12 protein-coding genes are annotated in these 15695 nt (G+C 68.6%); 11 read left to right on the forward strand and 1 reads right to left on the reverse strand.

Annotation, left to right across the window (positions count from 1 at the left end):
* The first annotated feature begins 32 nt into the window (after window positions 1–32).
* The 11 genes from ACVTJA_RS22605 to cglE all read left to right on the forward strand — a co-directional run bounded on the left by ACVTJA_RS22605 (window position 33) and on the right by cglE (window position 14890).
* Window positions 33–506, forward strand: coding sequence for a hypothetical protein (locus ACVTJA_RS22605; protein ID WP_465839068.1), 474 nt, complete (start codon window positions 33–35; stop codon window positions 504–506).
* 83 nt (window positions 507–589) lie between these two features.
* Window positions 590–1360 carry a hypothetical protein gene (locus ACVTJA_RS22610; RefSeq protein ID WP_465839070.1) on the forward strand — a complete coding sequence of 257 codons (771 nt, stop codon included), beginning with the start codon at window positions 590–592 and terminating at the stop codon, window positions 1358–1360.
* 149 nt (window positions 1361–1509) lie between these two features.
* The gene (gene rplC, locus ACVTJA_RS22615) at window positions 1510–2181 is read left to right on the forward strand and encodes a 50S ribosomal protein L3 (protein ID WP_465839071.1); all 672 of its coding nucleotides are present in this window, start codon (window positions 1510–1512) and stop codon (window positions 2179–2181) included.
* Window positions 2182–2571: 390 nt separating this feature from the next.
* Complete coding sequence (locus tag ACVTJA_RS22620; RefSeq protein WP_465839072.1) at window positions 2572–3399, forward strand: outer membrane beta-barrel domain-containing protein; 828 nt, start codon at window positions 2572–2574, stop codon at window positions 3397–3399.
* Between the two features lie 11 nt (window positions 3400–3410).
* The gene (locus ACVTJA_RS22625; RefSeq protein WP_465839074.1) at window positions 3411–4601 is read left to right on the forward strand and encodes an outer membrane beta-barrel domain-containing protein; all 1191 of its coding nucleotides are present in this window, start codon (window positions 3411–3413) and stop codon (window positions 4599–4601) included.
* A 23-nt stretch (window positions 4602–4624) separates the two neighbouring features.
* Complete coding sequence (locus ACVTJA_RS22630) at window positions 4625–6172, forward strand: tetratricopeptide repeat protein (protein ID WP_465839076.1); 1548 nt, start codon at window positions 4625–4627, stop codon at window positions 6170–6172.
* 254 nt (window positions 6173–6426) lie between these two features.
* Entirely contained in the window at window positions 6427–10113 is a 3687-nt protein-coding gene (locus ACVTJA_RS22635; protein WP_465839078.1) for a tetratricopeptide repeat protein, read from the forward strand.
* Between the two features lie 47 nt (window positions 10114–10160).
* Window positions 10161–11567, forward strand: a complete 1407-nt coding sequence (locus tag ACVTJA_RS22640; RefSeq protein WP_465840493.1) for a tetratricopeptide repeat protein — start codon at window positions 10161–10163, stop codon at window positions 11565–11567.
* Window positions 11568–11751: 184 nt separating this feature from the next.
* Entirely contained in the window at window positions 11752–12039 is a 288-nt protein-coding gene (locus ACVTJA_RS22645; protein ID WP_206728410.1) for a hypothetical protein, read from the forward strand.
* Window positions 12040–12090: 51 nt separating this feature from the next.
* Window positions 12091–14130 (forward strand): TonB family protein, encoded by a 2040-nt coding sequence (locus ACVTJA_RS22650; protein WP_465839080.1) that lies wholly within the window; start codon window positions 12091–12093, stop codon window positions 14128–14130.
* A gap of 157 nt (window positions 14131–14287) precedes the next feature.
* Complete coding sequence (gene cglE / locus ACVTJA_RS22655) at window positions 14288–14890, forward strand: adventurous gliding motility protein CglE (protein WP_465839082.1); 603 nt, start codon at window positions 14288–14290, stop codon at window positions 14888–14890.
* A 3-nt stretch (window positions 14891–14893) separates the two neighbouring features.
* Here the strand turns inward: cglE and ACVTJA_RS22660 are convergent, their stop codons facing one another.
* Window positions 14894–15691, reverse strand: a complete 798-nt coding sequence (locus ACVTJA_RS22660) for a DUF6544 family protein (protein ID WP_465839084.1) — start codon at window positions 15689–15691, stop codon at window positions 14894–14896.
* Between the last annotated feature and the right edge of the window lie 4 nt (window positions 15692–15695).

A 15695-nucleotide genomic window follows, 5' to 3' on the forward strand; every position in this document is an offset into this window, starting at 1 on the left:
CCGGCATAGAGGGTAGGGAACGGGGGACGTCAATGGGTGCGAGGCATACCCGGCTGGCCGCTGCGCTGGCCGCCGCATGGGAGGCGGAAGTCGTTTCCGCCCGGCGGATGACAGCGCTGGCGGAGCGCATCGGAGATGCGCGGGTCCGGGCGCGGCTGATGGTGCTGGCCGCCTTCTGCCGCGCGCACGCCTCGCGCCTGCTGGCCCGGCTGGCCGCCCTGGGCCGCGGCCCGTTGCCCGTGCCGCCCGAGGACATCGAGCTGGATCCGGACACGATTCTGGAGCTGCGCCGCGAGGGCTGCTTCGCCCGCGCCTCCGCCGCCCGCTACGAGACGACAGCCGAGCTGGCGCGCCAGCAGGCGGACCTGTCCTCCGCCTGGGTGTGCGAGCTCAACCGCACCGAGGAGCAGGACCGCGCCCGCGAGCTGCTCGCCCTGGCGGAAGGGGCCCTGGCCGCCGTCATGCATGGCCCGTCCTCCACCATGGACGCGTCGCCCGGCTCCTGATCGCCTGAAACGGCCTTCCGGACGTCGCCCAGGTCCGCTCTCCCGGTGACAGTCCCCGCGCGTTGGGCGTAGAAACGGCGCCCATGGCGAAGGAGACCTACAACGACCTCATCTTCCAGCTGGGCGACCTGGCGCGTGATCGGCTGCCGGGCAAGCCCAACTGCCCTCGCTCCATGGACCGCGTCTACCGCGCCGAGGAGGCGGTGGTGGCCCGCCGGGACGAGCTGGCGGCGCTCGAGCAGGAGATGAATGACGAGGACGGCGCCTGGCAGGACTTCCTGGCCCAGCAGGCCGAGGAGCGCACCGGGCACCAGGCCATCGTCAAGAAGTGGAAGAAGGCGGTGGACGCCATCGAAGGCAAGGTGAAGGAGCTGCGCAAGACGCTCTCCACCCGCCGCGCCGACCTCCGCTACGCCCTGGACGGCCTCGGCAAGCTCGAGCAGAAGATCCAGGACATGGAGCTGACGGGCCAGGAACCCAGCAAGATCGACGTCGCCCGCACCAACCTCAAGAAGAACCGGCTCGCGCAGATGCGCCTGGGCCGCGAGGTGGAGGACCTGGAGGTCCGCCTGTCCAACGCCCTCACGCCCGTGCCCGGCCAGCCCGGCGCCCCCGGCATCCTGGCGCACAAGCGCCTGCTGGAGATGGAGGACGAGGAGGAGGCGCGCAAGCTGGAGCACGAGCAGCGGATGGCGGAGCTCGACCAGGCAATCGCCTCGCGGGAGGAACAGGTGAAGGCCGCGGAGGATTACCTGGATCAAGCGCTGTTCCTGCTGGGCGAGGACGTGTACGCTCGGCGCATCCCTGATGCGCAGCTCGCACCGTTCTACCCGCGGCTTGATCGCGCTCAGTGAGGGGCTCCCCCGCCCGTAGTGCTTGACGTGGGGGTCGCGTCTGCTACATTGCGCCGCTTCCTGGCGACCGCGGGGACGCGTGCAGTCCAGGTCATTGATTTCATTGGGTTTTTCCGCGCCACCACGCGCGCGCTGGCAGTGAGGACGACGTGAAGGGTCTGATTGGCAAGAAGATCGGGATGACCCAGGTGTTCAATGATGAGGGCAACCTCGTCCCGGTCACTGTGATCGATGTGGGTACCTGCCAGGTCGTGGGCAAGCGCACCCCGGAGAAGGACAAGTATTCCGCGGTGACCCTGGGCTTCGGCGAGATTCGCGAGAAGATTCTCAACAAGGCCGAGCGCGGCTTCTTCAAGAAGGCCAGCGCGCCCTACCGCCGCCACCTGAAGGAGTTCCGCGTCACGCCGGAGGAGGCCGCCTCCTTCAACGTGGGCGACGCCGTCAAGGCGGACCTGTTCTCCAAGGGCGAGCTGGTGGACGTCACCGGCATCACCAAGGGCCGCGGCTTCTCCGGCGTCATGCGCCGCTGGAGCTTCAAGGGTTCGCAGACCAAGACGCACGGTACGCACGAGTATCAGCGTCACCCAGGCGCCATCGGTCAGCGTAAGACGCCGGGCCGCACCTACCCGAACAAGAAGATGCCGGGTCACTTTGGCGTGGAGCAGGTCACCACCCAGAACCTGACCGTCGTCGACGTGGACGTGGAGAAGGGCCTCATCCTCGTGAAGGGCGCCGTCCCGGGCCACAACGACGCGGTGGTCTACCTCCGCCCGAGCATCAAGGTCGCCCTGCGCGCGCAGCACAAGGCCGCTCGCGGTTGATTCGCTGCTGAGCGCACTGAAGTCCAGTCGCTCCTGACGCCCCGCCTCCGGGCCCGATTCCTCGGGCATCCGGGCGGGGCGTTTGCGTTGCGGGCGCGTGCGTCCCACCGTCCCGGGTGGGTCCAGGTGTGCCCCTCGTGGTACCCTGCCTGCCCCTTTCGCCACGGCCGCGTCATGCGGTGCCCCTGGAAACGTTGACCGGTGGGCGCCGGACACCGACGAGGGTGAAAAGAATTCCGACTCCGCGCCATCGTGGCTTGTCGCTCGCGGAAGCCGTGTGCACATGGATGCGCCACGAAGGGGCCTGATCGTCAATGACGCAGGCGCCCGGGTTGGGGGAGGCTCGGCCTCCCGCACACGGCGGCCCACCCCACGGGCCGGGCAGGAACCATGAACGCACGCACGCTCCGCGTCTTTGCTTCGTTGGCCATCTCGCTGGCGGCGCCCTTCGCCGCGGCGCAGGACGACGACAGTGAGAAGGTCCTCGACAACGTCGTCGTCAGGAACCGGCTGTTCGAGCCTGGAGGGCACCTCGAGCTGTCCCTGGGCGTGGGCCTGCCGGTGCAGACGCACCTGACGGCGCACTACTTCTTCAACGCCGGGGTCGCCTACAACCTCTTCAACACCTTCGCGATTGAAGCGCGCGCCGGCTACGCGGCCAGCCGCCACACCGGACTGGCGCGCTCCATCTCCGAGAGCTTCCTGGACCGTCAGGACAAGAAGGTCACCGACGAGCTCGAGGACATGTGGGAGATGAATCTGCACGGCGTGGCCGGCGTGCGGTGGGCGCCCATCTACGGGAAGCTCAGCCTCGTGTCCGACTTGCCGGCGCACTTCCAGGCGTACGTCTGGGGTGGCGGCGGCATCGGCTCGTTCCAGCGCCACTCCGTCATCCAGTGCACGCAGGTGGTGGACCGCGAGCTGGGCATCTGTGACGACCGCACGGTGCCGGAGGACCGCGGCTCGGCCTCGAATGACTTCTGGGTGAAGGAGACGCGCGTGGCCCCGGTGGTGTCCGGCGCGGTGGGCTTCCGCTTCTTCATCGGCAACACGCACGGCCTGCGGCTGGAGCTGCGCGACTGGGTGTTCCGCGATTCCTACCGCGTCAACCTGCTGCGCGACGACTGGGAAGCGGGGCGCGAGACGGGTGAGGCCGCGCCCAGTCCGGGCTTCACGCACCTGGTGCAGTTCGACCTTGGCTACACCTTCTCCTTCTAGGCGCTCTGACCATGCGACTCTTCCACTCCCTCGCGCTCCTCGTCGCTGCCCCGGCCCTCGCGCTCGCGCAGGCGCAGCAGCCCGTGCCCGCGCCCGGCGCGGAGACGTCCGTTCCGCCGCCGCCCGCCCAGGCCGAGCCGAAGCCGGAGGCGCCTTCGACGCCCTCGTCGCGCCCCGAGCCGATGGCTCCCCAGGAGGCCCCGGAGGCGCCCGCTTCGGACATCGCCGTCCAGCCTCCCGCGCCCGCTTCGACGGACGAGACACCCGTGGTGTCCCAGCCCGAGCCGCCACAGCCGCCCGAGGACGCGCCCGTGCTGGCCTCCGAGGGCCCGCGCACCACCGAGGCGCAGCAGCAGCGCCTGGTGCACGGCGCGCCGCTCTACAACCCGAACGTCAACGTGCACATCGTCCAGAAGAAGCGCTTCGCGGACGAGGGCCACCACGAGCTGGCGCTCTTCCCGGCCACGGTGCAGGTGAACGGCAAGTACACCAACCACGCCGGCACGGCGCTCCAGTACATCTACCACCTGCAGGAGAACTTCGCGTTCCAGGTGACGGGCCAGTACAACTGGTACTCGAACGAGAGCGACTTCAACCTCGAGCTCATCGACAAGGTCCGCGAGCAGGCGCAGGCGGCCTCGTCGCTCCTGCTGGTGTGGGGCGCGCAGGCGGGCGTGGAGGTGACGCCGCTCTACGGCAAGTTCGCCTTCCTCAACGACTCACTGGCCCAGTTCAGCGTGGTGCTCAGCGGCGGCGCGGGCATCGGCTCCACGCGCCACCTCATCCGGCCGGAAGTGGCCAACGAGGTGGACGGCGAGACGTTCACCGTGCCCGCGCGCTTCGGTGACACCGGCACCAAGTTCCTCGGCTCGGTGGGCGGCGGCTTCCGCCTCCAGTTCGGTGAGAGCTACGCGCTGCGCATGGAGGTGAGGGACCTCATCTACACGGCGCGCGTGGACAAGGTGGACGGCTGCAACCTGGCGGACTTCGAGGCGCTGGAGGCCGCGCGCGCGGCGGGCCAGGACTTCTCCTCGCTGCAGCTCAGCGGGAGCTGCAAGTACGAGAAGTTCGACGGCGTGGACCCGAAGACGAAGAAGAACTACCGCGAGGACATCATCCTCGGACGCGACCTCGTGGCCGAGCCGTCCTCGGACGTCCTCAACAACATCAGCTTCTACGCCGGCTTCTCCATCCTCTTCTGACGCCCATGAAGGCACCACTCGCCATGAAACGACTGCTCAGTCTCTTCGTCGTCCTGGCGCCGCTCGCGGTGCCCGCCCAGCAGGACGTGGGCGGCTACAACCGCGCGCTGGCCGCCTTCAACGCCGGTGACTACGACACCGCCGCGCCGCTCTTCTTCCAGCTCTCCGAGGGCGGCGCCGACGCCGACGTGAAGGGCAAGTCCGAGTTCTTCCTCGCGCAGACGCTGGCGAAGAAGGGGCTGCCCGTCTCCGCCTTCATCTCCTACGCGAACATCGTCAACGCCGGGCCCAATCACCCCTCGTACCTCAAGGCGGTGGAGGGGCTCGTGGACATGCAGCAGCAGCTCGACGAGCAGAACCTCATCCCCAGCATCCTCAACCAGGCGTACACCGACGAGGTGCGCGACCGGTGGGTGACGCTGCCCAAGGAGGTGCTCGCGCGCATCAACTACCTCGTGGGCACGGTGAGTCAGCGCCGCGGCCGCTTCGAGGAGGCGCGCAACCTGCTCGAGGCCGTGCCGAAGGACAGCCGCGTCTACGCGAAGGCGCGCTACCTGCTGGGCGTGGTGCTGTCGGACCCGCGCTTCCCCGGCCGTCCCGGTGAGGCTGACGCGCTGGACAAGGAGGCCCTGTCCGCCTTCAACGCCGTGCTGTCCGCGAAGGAGCCGCAGGTGGAGCTGAAGCCCACGCAGCAGCTCGCGCTGCTCAGCCTCGGCCGCCTGCACTACCGCCGCGGTGAGTACGCGGAGGGCAGCACCGCGTACGAGCGCGTGCCGCGCTACTCGCGCTATTGGGACCAGGCCCTCTTCGAGAACGGCTTCGCGCGCTTCCAGAACGAGGACTTCGGCGGCGCGCTGGGCAGCCTCCAGGCGCTCCACGCGCCCCAGTTCGAGGGCGCCTTCCAGCCCGAGTCGTGGATTCTGAAGGCCACCGTCTACTACTACTCGTGCCTCTACGACGAGGTGAAGACCACGCTGGCGGCCTTCGACGAGCTCTACGGCCCCATGGCGAAGCAGTTGGACCCGTTCACCGGCGACGACGTGCAGCTCGTGCAGGCGTACAACCTCGTGGCCGCGGAGAACCGCCGGCTGCCGCGCCCGGTGTACCTGTGGCTGCGCAACAACGAGCGCATCCGCGAGGTGATGCGGATGCTGGACCAGGTGGACCAGGAGAAGCGCTCGCTGAGCAGCGGTGGCTGGCGTGGCACGCCCATGTCCGCCCAGACGATGGCCTCGCTGGAGGAGGTGCGCGGCACGCTGCTCCAGGTCGGCGGCACCCTGGCCAAGAGCCGCATCCGTGAGGCGGCGGACAACCTGCGTACCTTCTCCGACCAGGCGGAAATCATCCGCGTGCAGACGGCGCTGGACGAGAAAGATTTGCTCCAGGCCGGCGTGGACCAGAAGGCGCTGCTCACGCGCCAGTCGCTCTACCGGCCGAAGATGCCGGGCGCGAACTACAACTACTGGAAGTTCCAGGGCGAGTTCTGGATCGACGAGATTGGTTACTACCAATACACGCTGAAGCGCGGCTGCCCGGCGAAGACGGGCGACTCGCAGCCGTCGCAACAATAGACACACATGGGCTGCTGTCGCCCACGGTCGTACCCTCGAGGGGGCCGTCTCCGAGCGCGTAGACTTGCGCCGGGGCCGGCCCCTTCGCCGTTGTCGGACACTGGAAGAAATCATTGCCAGACAATGGGTTACGGGCCGCAAGACTCGTTCCACGGCACTTCTCATTCCTGGAGTGCGCGTCTACTTTCCGTCGTCCCTCGTCAGTGGGCGTCTGATCGCCCACGTGTCGGGTCGGCTTCACGGCAGGAGCTCGCATGAAGGTGGTGCTTCGTTTCGGTGCGCTGGCGGTGGGTGTCGCGCTCGCCGCCGGTGGGGTGGGAGAGGCGGCGGAACCGCCGGCCCGCAAGGCGGTGAAGAAGCCCGCCTCGGCGTCGGCGTCGAAGACCCCCGGGGCTCGGGAAGCTCGGGAGAAGGCAAAGGCCTCCGACAAGAAGGCCGAGGCCGCGAAGCAGGAGGCCGCTAAGGCCCCTCCGCCCGGCGTGGCGCCGGAGGATGTGCGCAAGGGCCCCGCGCGCGTGAAGCCCGCCACGGCGAAGTTCGCGGACGTCCCGCGCATCGCCGACTCGAAGAAGGACGCGCTCGCGGACAAGAAGCGCGACGAGGCGATTGAAGCCCTCAAGCGCCTCGTCTCCAAGCTGCACGACGACAACATGCAGAAGGCGGAGATGCTCAGCCGCCTGTCCGAGCTCTACTGGGAGAAGTCGCAGTACCTCTACCGCCTGGAGATGGACCGCTTCCTCGCGGCGGAGAAGCAGTACGACGCCGCCGTGGCGCGCGGCGAGAAGGCCACCGAGCCGCAGCAGGACCACCGCGAGAGCGAGCGCTACCGCGCGGAGACGATGGCCATCTACGAGGACATCCTCCGTGCCTGGCCGCAGTACCCCAAGCGCGACGAGATTCTCTTCTCCATGGGCTACAACCTCTACGAGCTCGGCCGCCGCGATGCGGCCGTGGCGCGTTACGAGGAGCTCATCCGCGACTTCCCGAAGTCCGAGTTCGTTCCCGACGCGTACATCCAGCTCGGCAACCACTACTTCGAGAACAACAAGCTCATCCCCGCCAAGCAGAACTACGAGAAGGCGCGCGACACGGGCGTGCCGAAGATCTACGCGTACGCCATCTACAAGCTGTCCTGGTGTGACTACAACACCGGTGACTACGAGGAGGGCCTGAAGAAGCTCCACGAGGTGGTGGACTACTCGGCGAAGAAGGAGGAGCTGGGCGACCTGCGCACCGAGGCGCTCAACGACCTCACCGTCTTCTACGTGCAGCTGGACCAGCCGAAGGAGGCCATCGCCTACTTCAAGGAGAAGGCCCCCGCGAAGCGGCAGGGCCGGCTCATCGCCAAGACGGCCGCGGGCCTGGTGGACGCGGGCCACTTCGACAGCGCCATCCTCACCTACCGCACGCTCGTGGACGACGAGCCCATGGGCGCCAACGCCCCCGAGTACCAGCAGGCCATCGTCCGCGCCTACGAGGGACTCCGCCAGCGCCAGCAGGTCCGCAAGGAGATGAAGCGGATGGTGGACCTCTACAGCCCCGGTGGCGAGTGGTGGAAGGCCAACGAGAAGCAGGCCACCGTCCTGCGCAACGCCTTCAACGTCACCGAGGAGGCCATGCGCGTCATGGTGACGGAGTACCACCAGGAGGCGCAGAAGACGCGGCAGGTGGAGACGTACCGGCTCGCGCGCGACATCTACAAGCAGTACGTGGACGCGTTCGCCTCCAGCAGCAACCCGGACTTCGTCGCGGACTCTGCCTTCAACATCCGCTTCTTCTACGCGGAAATCCTCTGGGCCCTGGAGGAGTGGCAGGCCGCCGCCGCCGAGTATGACTCCGTGGTGGCGTTCAAGATTCCGGACCGCGACACGGCGCGCGAAATTTCCAACGAGAGCTACCGCAAGAGCGCCGCGTACAACGCCATCCTCGCCTACGACAAGCTGGTCAAGATTGAGCGCGGCCAGCTGGCGAAGAGCGACCTCAAGGACGGCCAGAAGGTCGACGAGAAGAAGGACAAGGGCGACGTCGCGAAGCAGCGCATCGTCAAGCGCGACGCGAAGGAGCGCGAGGAGGAGCCGCTCACGAAGTTCGAGGAGCGCCTCGTCAACGCGTGCGACGTCTACGTGAAGCTGTACCCGGACACGCAGGACGAAATCGACCTGCGCTACCAGGCGGCCGTCATCCTCTACGACCGCAGCCACTTCGTGGACGCGGCCCGGCGCTTCGGCGAAATCATCGACAAGTACCCGGAGGAGCGGCGCTCGCGTGACGCGGCGGACCTCACCATGTACGTGCTCGAGAGCCGCGAGGAGTGGCTGGAGCTGAGCACGCTGTCGCGGAAGTTCCTCTCCAACAAGCGGCTGTCCAAGCCCGGCACGGACTTCGCCGCGCGCGTGGCCCGCGTCGTGGAGGGCAGCCACTACAAGTGGGTGGACGAGGTCGTCTACAAGAAGGAGAAGAACCCGAGGAAGGCCGCCGAGGAGTTCCTCAAGTTCGTCGCCGAGTTCCCCAGGTCGGACAACGCGGACCGCGCGCTCACCTACGTCATGGTGATTGCGCAGGAGGCGGGCGAAATCGACAAGGGCATCGAGGCGGGTGAGCGCTTCCTCAAGGAGTACCCGCGCAGCAACTTCGAGCTGAAGGCGCGCTACTCGCTGGCCGGCCTCTACGAGAAGGTGGCCGAGTACCGCAAGGCCGCGACGATGGCCGAGTCCTTCATCGCCGAGTACGACGCAGCGGTGAAGGCGCAGGAGTCCGAGTCCAGGAAGACGAAGGACAAGAGCAAGGCCGTCGCGAAGAAGGACGACACGCCGGGCGCCGCCGAGGACGCGGAGTCCAAGAAGTCGCAGCGCTCCGCCGAGCGCAAGGCGCTGGTGGAGGAGGCCGGCGCCTGGGTGGCGGACGCGCAGTTCAACGCCGGTGTCTGGTGGGAGGGCGCGGGTGAGCCGCAGAAGGCCGTGACCGCGTACACCGCCTACGTCACGCGCTTCAAGGACCGCAAGGACGTGCCGCAGGTGGCCTACGCCATCGCCAACGTCTGGGAGAAGGAGAAGAAGTGGAGCGAGGCGGCGAAGGCCTTCGGCTCGTTCGCGGAGACGTATGGCCGTGACTCGCGCGCCGCCGCGCCGCAGCTCTACCTGGCGCGCTACCGCGAGATGCTCGCGTACCAGCAGCTCAAGAACGTGCGTGAGCAGGAGCGCGTTCAGTCGGAGCTGGTGCGCGGCTGGAACCGGCTGCCCGAGGCCGCGCGTAAGGATGTGGCGGTGCTCAATGCCTACGGCCACGCGCGCTTCCTGGCGCTGGAGCCTGCGTGGAAGCGCTACACGGACATCAAGTTCGCGCGGGTGAGCACCATCCGCAGGGACCTCGCGGCGAAGCAGCGTGAAATCCAGCGCATCGAGAAGGAGTACCTCGCGGTGCTGGCCACGGGCTCGGGTGACTGGGGTATCGCTGCGCTCACGCGCATCGGCCTCGCGTATGCGGACTTCGCGAAGAACATCATGGACTCGCCGGACCCGCAGGGGCTCGACGAGGACCAGCTCGCCATGTACCGCGGGGAGCTGGAGAACCTGGCGCTCCCGCTGGAGGACAAGTCCACCGAGGCGCTGGAGAAGGCGCTCGACAAGGCCTACGAGCTGGGCATCTACAGCCAGTGGACGCTGGCCGCGCAGGACCAGGTGAACAGGTTCCGCCCCGGCTCGTACGCGCAGGTGCGGCCGGTGCAGTACCGCGCCAGCGACTCCATGGCCCGCGCGGAGCTCGCGCGTGAGCCGGATGGCACGGCGGAGGCCTCGGTGGCTCCGGCTCCGGTGCCCACCGAGCCCGGTGCTCCCGCGCAGCCCGCGGACAAGGCCGCTCCCGCGGACCCGGCCCAGCAGCCGCCGACGTCGCAGGAGAAGGCTCCCGCGCCCACCGCTTCGCTCGGGGAGGTGCGGCCGTGACGCGCAACCGCTTCAACACCCTTCATGCAGGGACAGGGAAGACGCAGATGAAATGGTTCCGCTCGCTCCTCGCGGGCTCGCTGGCCTTCACGGCCGCGTGCGCGTCGGGGCCCCAGACGAAGCCCTCCGTGCTTCCGGAGAAGCCGGCGCCGTCGGCCGCGTCCGCCCAGAAGCCGGAGCAGGGCACGCCCGCGGCGCAGGCGCAGCAGGCTCCCGCGCCGAAGGACGGCAGCGCCACGGAGCTCTTCTCCGCGGCACTCCAGGCCTACGAGGCGGGTGATTTGGACGGCGCGAAGCAGGGCTTCGAGAAGTCGCTCGCGAAGGACCCGCGCAGTCTCAACGCGCAGTTCAACCTGGGCGTCATCGCCGAGCGCCAGGGCCGCATCGACGATGCTCGAGTGGCCTACGAGAAGGTGCTCCTGCTGGACCCGGGGCACGTGCCGTCCGCCGTCAACCTCGCGGTGCTGCACCGCGACCAGGGGCACACGGACGAGGCGATTGCGCTGCTGGAGAAGGCGCTGAAGCAGCCGGGGCGCGAGCATGACGCGTCGCTGCTCAACTGCCTCTCGTTGACGTACCGCGTGGCGGGGAAGCTGAACGAGTCCGAGGCCGCCGCGCGGCGCGTGCTGGTGCGCAGCAAGGACAACCCGGGGGCGTACAAGAACCTCGCGCAGGTGGCGTATGCGCGCGGACAGTTCCGGCTCGCGGAGCTGTTGACCGGCACCGCGCTCAAGCACGCGGAGAAGGACCCGGCGCTCTACAACCTGCTCGGCATGGTCTACCTGAAGCTGGAGGACCGGACGCGTGCGCTCGCGCAGTTCCAGAAGGCGGTGTCGCTCGATGACAGGTTCGCGCCGGGCTACCTCAACCTCGGGGCCATGGCGCTGAGCTACCGCGACTACGTGGGGGCGGAGCGCTCGTTCACGAAGGTGACGGAGCTCGAGCCGGACTCGGCGGAGGCGAGGCTGTACCTCGCGTGGGCGCTGGACGGACAGAAGGGCAGGGACCCGAAGAAGGGCCTGGCCGCGGGTGAGACGTTCGAGAAGGTGCTCGCCTCGCGCGCGGACCTGCCGGAGGCGGTGTGCGGCGCGGGCTGGGCGTACGCGTCGGACCGCGCGGGCTGGGAGAAGGCGATTGCCTTCCTCGACCGCTGCAAGGAATTGCAGGGCACGACGGATCAGGACAAGCAGATCATCACCGCGAAGGTGCAGGGCCTGCAGAACATGCTGAAGGCTCCGCCGCCCGCCGCTGCTGAAGCGGATGGAGAGAAGAAGAACGAGGCCACCGGCGGCGCGGGCTCGGTGCTCAACCAGCTCCCGCAGGAGCAGGGCGGTGAGGCGCCGGCGGAGGGCGCGCCTCCTGCCGAAGGCGAACCGTCCGCTGATGGCTCGGCCTCCGAGGACGCGGCTCAGGGCGCGCAGGCGCCCGCCCCCGCGCCGTCGAAGGTGCCGTAGTGGACGGCAATTGTGGTGGTCAGGAGGTGGAACTTTTTTCCATCTGCCGGGCCACCGCATGGCAGGCGGCAGGCAAGTTCCTTAGGATTCACGGACTTGAAGTTGGATCGCGCTGTGCATTGGACCCGCGGGAACCTGTTGGAAGACCCGCTGTCTCACCCGATGAAGTGAATGGAGGCTGGGTATGAGGCGACTGGCATCGGTGGCGGTGGTGATGGGGCTGTGGGTGGCGCCGGCTGTGGCGTTGGCGCAGGACAACTCGAAGGACACGGTGAAGGTCATCCAGGAGGAGGACCGCACCGTCTTCCGCAAGAAGACGGTCATCGACTTCACCGATGTCGCGGTGGAAGGCGAGCTCACGAAGCCGGAAGGCTCGTACGTGCTCCACCGCAAGAAGTCGGACTTCCAGAGCCTCATCAAGGTCCGGGAGAATTTCGATCCGGAGTTACAGAAGTCAGTCGATAACCTCTAGGGCGGCGGCGGTCGGTCGTTTTCGGGTGGAAGGGAAGAAGGAAGAATCCTCATGGCGGCGGCGAAGAACAACGGCTTGACGCTCCGAATCACTGGGCCGGACGGCTCCACGGTTGAGGCCGTGTCGGAGGCGGATAGCGTCATTGTGGGGTCGGGCGCCCAGGCGGCGGTGAAGATTCAGGATCCGCGGGTCTCCAACCTTCATGTGATGCTCAAGGTGGACAAGGATGGCTCCGTCACGGCCATCGACCTCGGCAGCGAGAGCGGCACGGAGGTGCGGGGCGAACGCCTCGTCATCCCCACGGCACTCAAGCCCGGGGACGTCCTGAAGATGGGTGGCTCGAGGGTGGAGGTCCTCTTCGGTCCCCCCGAGCCCTTGCGCAACGCGCCCGTGGGCGCGCAGGTGGCGGGGCCGGCCTTCCAGGGCTCGGTGACGCAGCGTGCGCCCGTGGCGGTGAAGATGCCCGAGGTGGTGACACCCCCCTCGGCCATGCACCCGCCGCGCGCGCCGGTGCCCGTGCCCATGCCGGGCGCTCGCATGGAGGCGTCCTCGGCGGGCGTCGCCGTGCGCACGGAGCGGCCGGTGACGCCGGTGGTGCCCCCCGTGGCGCAGCCGGTGACGAACAAGGCCCGGACGGTGACTCCGACGGCCACGGCGAAGGCGAAGCCCACGGTGGCGCCGCACCTCCAGGAGCCGCTGCCTCCCGAGGCCATGCCGCTCGCCAATGCGAAGGTGCTCCAGGTGGCCATGCTCTGGGGCGACCAGATGCTGGAGGTCCAGCACTTCAAGGACGGCGTCCCCGTCACCATCGGCGAGGCGAAGCAGAACTTCTTCCACGTCTTCGCGCCGTCGGTGGGCCAGCGTCACGTGCTGGCGGTGAGCCGCGGTGAGAAGCTGGAGGTGCGCGCTCCGGCGGGCTCGGGCCTCATCGTCACCAACCAGGGCAACGTGCGCACCAAGGACTCGCTGCGCGCGGCGGGCGCGCTCACCGGCGCGTCCGCGGAGCAGGAGCAGGTGCTCACGCTCGGCCTGTATGACCGGGTGGAGCTGTCGCTCGGCAACGTGGCCTTCGTGGTGCGCTACGTGCGGCCCTCGCCGTCCATCGCCGCCAACGCGCTGGTCGAGGCGGACTTCACCTTCTTCAAGATTGCCAGCATCTGCCTCCTGGCGGGCCTGGCCGTCATCCTGGCCATGGTGCTGACGCCGCGCTCGGAGCATCCCGAGACGGCGGACATCTTCCAGGACCAGCAGCGCGTCGCGAAGTTCCTCATCACCCCGGAGAAGAAGCTCGAGCAGAAGAAGCTCCAGCTCACCGGTGTGGAGGAGGGCGCGAAGGCGAAGGACGAAGAGGGCAAGTTCGGCAAGGAGGAGGCGAAGCAGCAGGAGGCCGCTCCCTCCAAGCCGGGCACGCCGATAGTGGACAGGAGCAAGAAGGAGAAGGACCGCCAGGTGGTGGGCAAGGTCGGTCTGCTCGGCGCGTTCAAGGGGCTGAAGGGCGGGGCCTCGGACGTGTTCGGCCCCGGCGGCTTCGGCACTGGCCTCAACAACGCGCTCGGCGGCCTCAAGGGCGGCGCGGCCATGGGTGACGCGCAGGGCGTCGGTGGTCTCGGCTCGCGCGGCACGGGCACCGGCGGTGGCGGCACCGCGCTGGGCATCGGTGGCCTCGGTACGCAGGGCACGGGGCGCGGCGCGGGTGGCTCGGGCGGCATCGACCTGGGCGGCCGCGGCAAGTCCATCACCAAGGTCATCCCCGGCAAGACGACGGTGGTCGGCGGTCTCGACAAGGACGTCATCGCCAAGGTCATCCGGCGCCACCAGGGGGAGATCAAGTACTGCTACGAGTCCGAGCTGAACAAGGACCCGAGCCTCGCCGGCAAGGTGGCGGTGGCCTTCACCATCGACCCGACGGGCGCGGTGTCGGACGCCAACGTCAGCGAGACGACGCTGAACAACTCGAAGGCGGAGCAGTGCATGCTGTCCCGCATCCGCCGCTGGAAGTTCCCGGAGCCCAAGGGCGGCGGCGTGGTGTCCGTGACGTACCCGTGGATCTTCTCGCCGGCCGGTAATGGCGAGGGCGGCGAAGAGGGGTAGTCCTCCGCTTCGAGCCGTAGATGTTCTCTAGTGGCGTGGACGCAGCGGTCCACGCCACTTTCGTTTCCGCCCCTCGTTGCCGGAACGCGGGGGGCATCATTAACGTCCAGCGCCGCTCCTGGGAGTCACCCGGAGGGCACGCGTGTCGGGAGGATTCGTGAAGAAGTCCCTGCTAGTCGCCGCGCTTGCGCTGCTGTCGTCTCCGGCCCTGGCGGCCACGCCTCCGGAGGGAGTGGAGTTCCAGCCGCGCCGCGGCTTCTTCACCGAGACGGACATCGGCGTGTTCTTCACCCTCGGCGGGGAGAACGTCTATTCGAACGCGCAGACGTACCTGCAGCTCGGGCTGGGGTACGACCTGACGGAGAAGCTGTCGCTGGGGGCGCACTTCGGCCTCGGCTCGTCCGCGCAGAACTGCTTCGCGGGCTACCTGCCGGGCACGGAGACGTGCGCGCTCTCCGACAACTTCACCATGGCCTTCCTGGACCTCACGGCGGCGTACCACGTGAAGGTGATGGACCGGCTGTACCTGACGCCGAAGGCGGTGGCGGGCTACACGCGGTTGGACCCGGCGCCGGTGGACCCCGAGGCGGGTGACCCGGGCCGCGCTCTGAGCGCGCCCAACGCGGGCCTGGGCTTCGGCATCGAGTACGCCACGGGCATGGACCACTTCTCCGTGGGCGCGGACCTGCTGGCCCGCTACGTCATCGGGCCCAACATCACCGCGCTCTCCATCTTCCCGAAGGTGAAGTACACGTTCTGAGCGTCAGAGGGGCCGCAGCGAGTCCACGGTGGCGCGGAAGAACTCGCCCTCGGACTCGAAGCGCGGCCCGCCGAAGAACCAGCCCGCGCGCATCCGGCGCGGCACGGTGAGCCCCGCGACGGTCTGCTCCTCCAGCACCTCGCAGCCGAACGGGTGGAGGCCGAAGGCGCTGCCCGGAGTCGGCGTCCCCCAGCGCAGGAAGCTCACGCCGCGCAGGGCGCCGCCATCACCCAGTTGCAACCGGATGTCGAAGGGCTCGCCGTCGACGGTGAAGTGGGCCACCGCGGTGCGAGGCCCCTCGTCGGTCCACGTGACATGAGGGCCCACGAGCCAGGTGGGCACCATGGCGGTGGTCTCCGCGGCGAGCCGGCCGCGAGCGGAGCGGGTGATGTCCGGTCCGTCCCCGGTCGCCACGGGAATCAATCCGAGCAGCTTCCAGCGCATCTCCCCGCGCCCGTCGGCGTAGAGGTCATGGCCGACGACGGGCAGGCCCATCATCCGCGCGCGGGCCTTCCACAGCATTCCGCGGCCCGGAGCGTGGACCTGCATGGCCTCGAAGGGGCACCAGCGTCCGTTGACCTTGATGCTGCCGTGCATGCGGAGCCGGGCCGTGCGCCACAGCGGGGTACCGACGGCAATCGCATGCATGAGCCAGTCGCGCGCGGGTTGAGGAAGGCCTTCCACGAGCTCCGGCCGGAAGCTCCCGCGTGGCGGCGTGTCCATCAGGCGCTGCGCCACGTCCTCTTCTTCGCGAGATAGCGCTGGACCCGGCGGGGTCGACTCCGTGAGCGAGCCATCCATGGCG

Source organism: Pyxidicoccus sp. M6 (assembly GCF_055568925.1).

Bases quoted from the DNA above. Each gene is read 5' to 3' on its own strand.
- ACVTJA_RS22625 (WP_465839074.1), top strand. From the start codon at position 3,411: ATGCGACTCTTCCACTCCCTCGCGCTCCTCGTCGCTGCCCCGGCCCTC.
- ACVTJA_RS22605 (WP_465839068.1), top strand. From the start codon at position 33: ATGGGTGCGAGGCATACCCGGCTGGCCGCTGCGCTGGCCGCCGCATGG.
- ACVTJA_RS22610 (WP_465839070.1), top strand. From the start codon at position 590: ATGGCGAAGGAGACCTACAACGACCTCATCTTCCAGCTGGGCGACCTG.
- ACVTJA_RS22645 (WP_206728410.1), top strand. From the start codon at position 11,752: ATGAGGCGACTGGCATCGGTGGCGGTGGTGATGGGGCTGTGGGTGGCG.
- ACVTJA_RS22630 (WP_465839076.1), top strand. From the start codon at position 4,625: ATGAAACGACTGCTCAGTCTCTTCGTCGTCCTGGCGCCGCTCGCGGTG.
- ACVTJA_RS22650 (WP_465839080.1), top strand. From the start codon at position 12,091: ATGGCGGCGGCGAAGAACAACGGCTTGACGCTCCGAATCACTGGGCCG.
- ACVTJA_RS22620 (WP_465839072.1), top strand. From the start codon at position 2,572: ATGAACGCACGCACGCTCCGCGTCTTTGCTTCGTTGGCCATCTCGCTG.
- ACVTJA_RS22635 (WP_465839078.1), top strand. From the start codon at position 6,427: ATGAAGGTGGTGCTTCGTTTCGGTGCGCTGGCGGTGGGTGTCGCGCTC.
- ACVTJA_RS22660 (WP_465839084.1), bottom strand. From the start codon at position 15,691: ATGGATGGCTCGCTCACGGAGTCGACCCCGCCGGGTCCAGCGCTATCT.
- ACVTJA_RS22640 (WP_465840493.1), top strand. From the start codon at position 10,161: ATGAAATGGTTCCGCTCGCTCCTCGCGGGCTCGCTGGCCTTCACGGCC.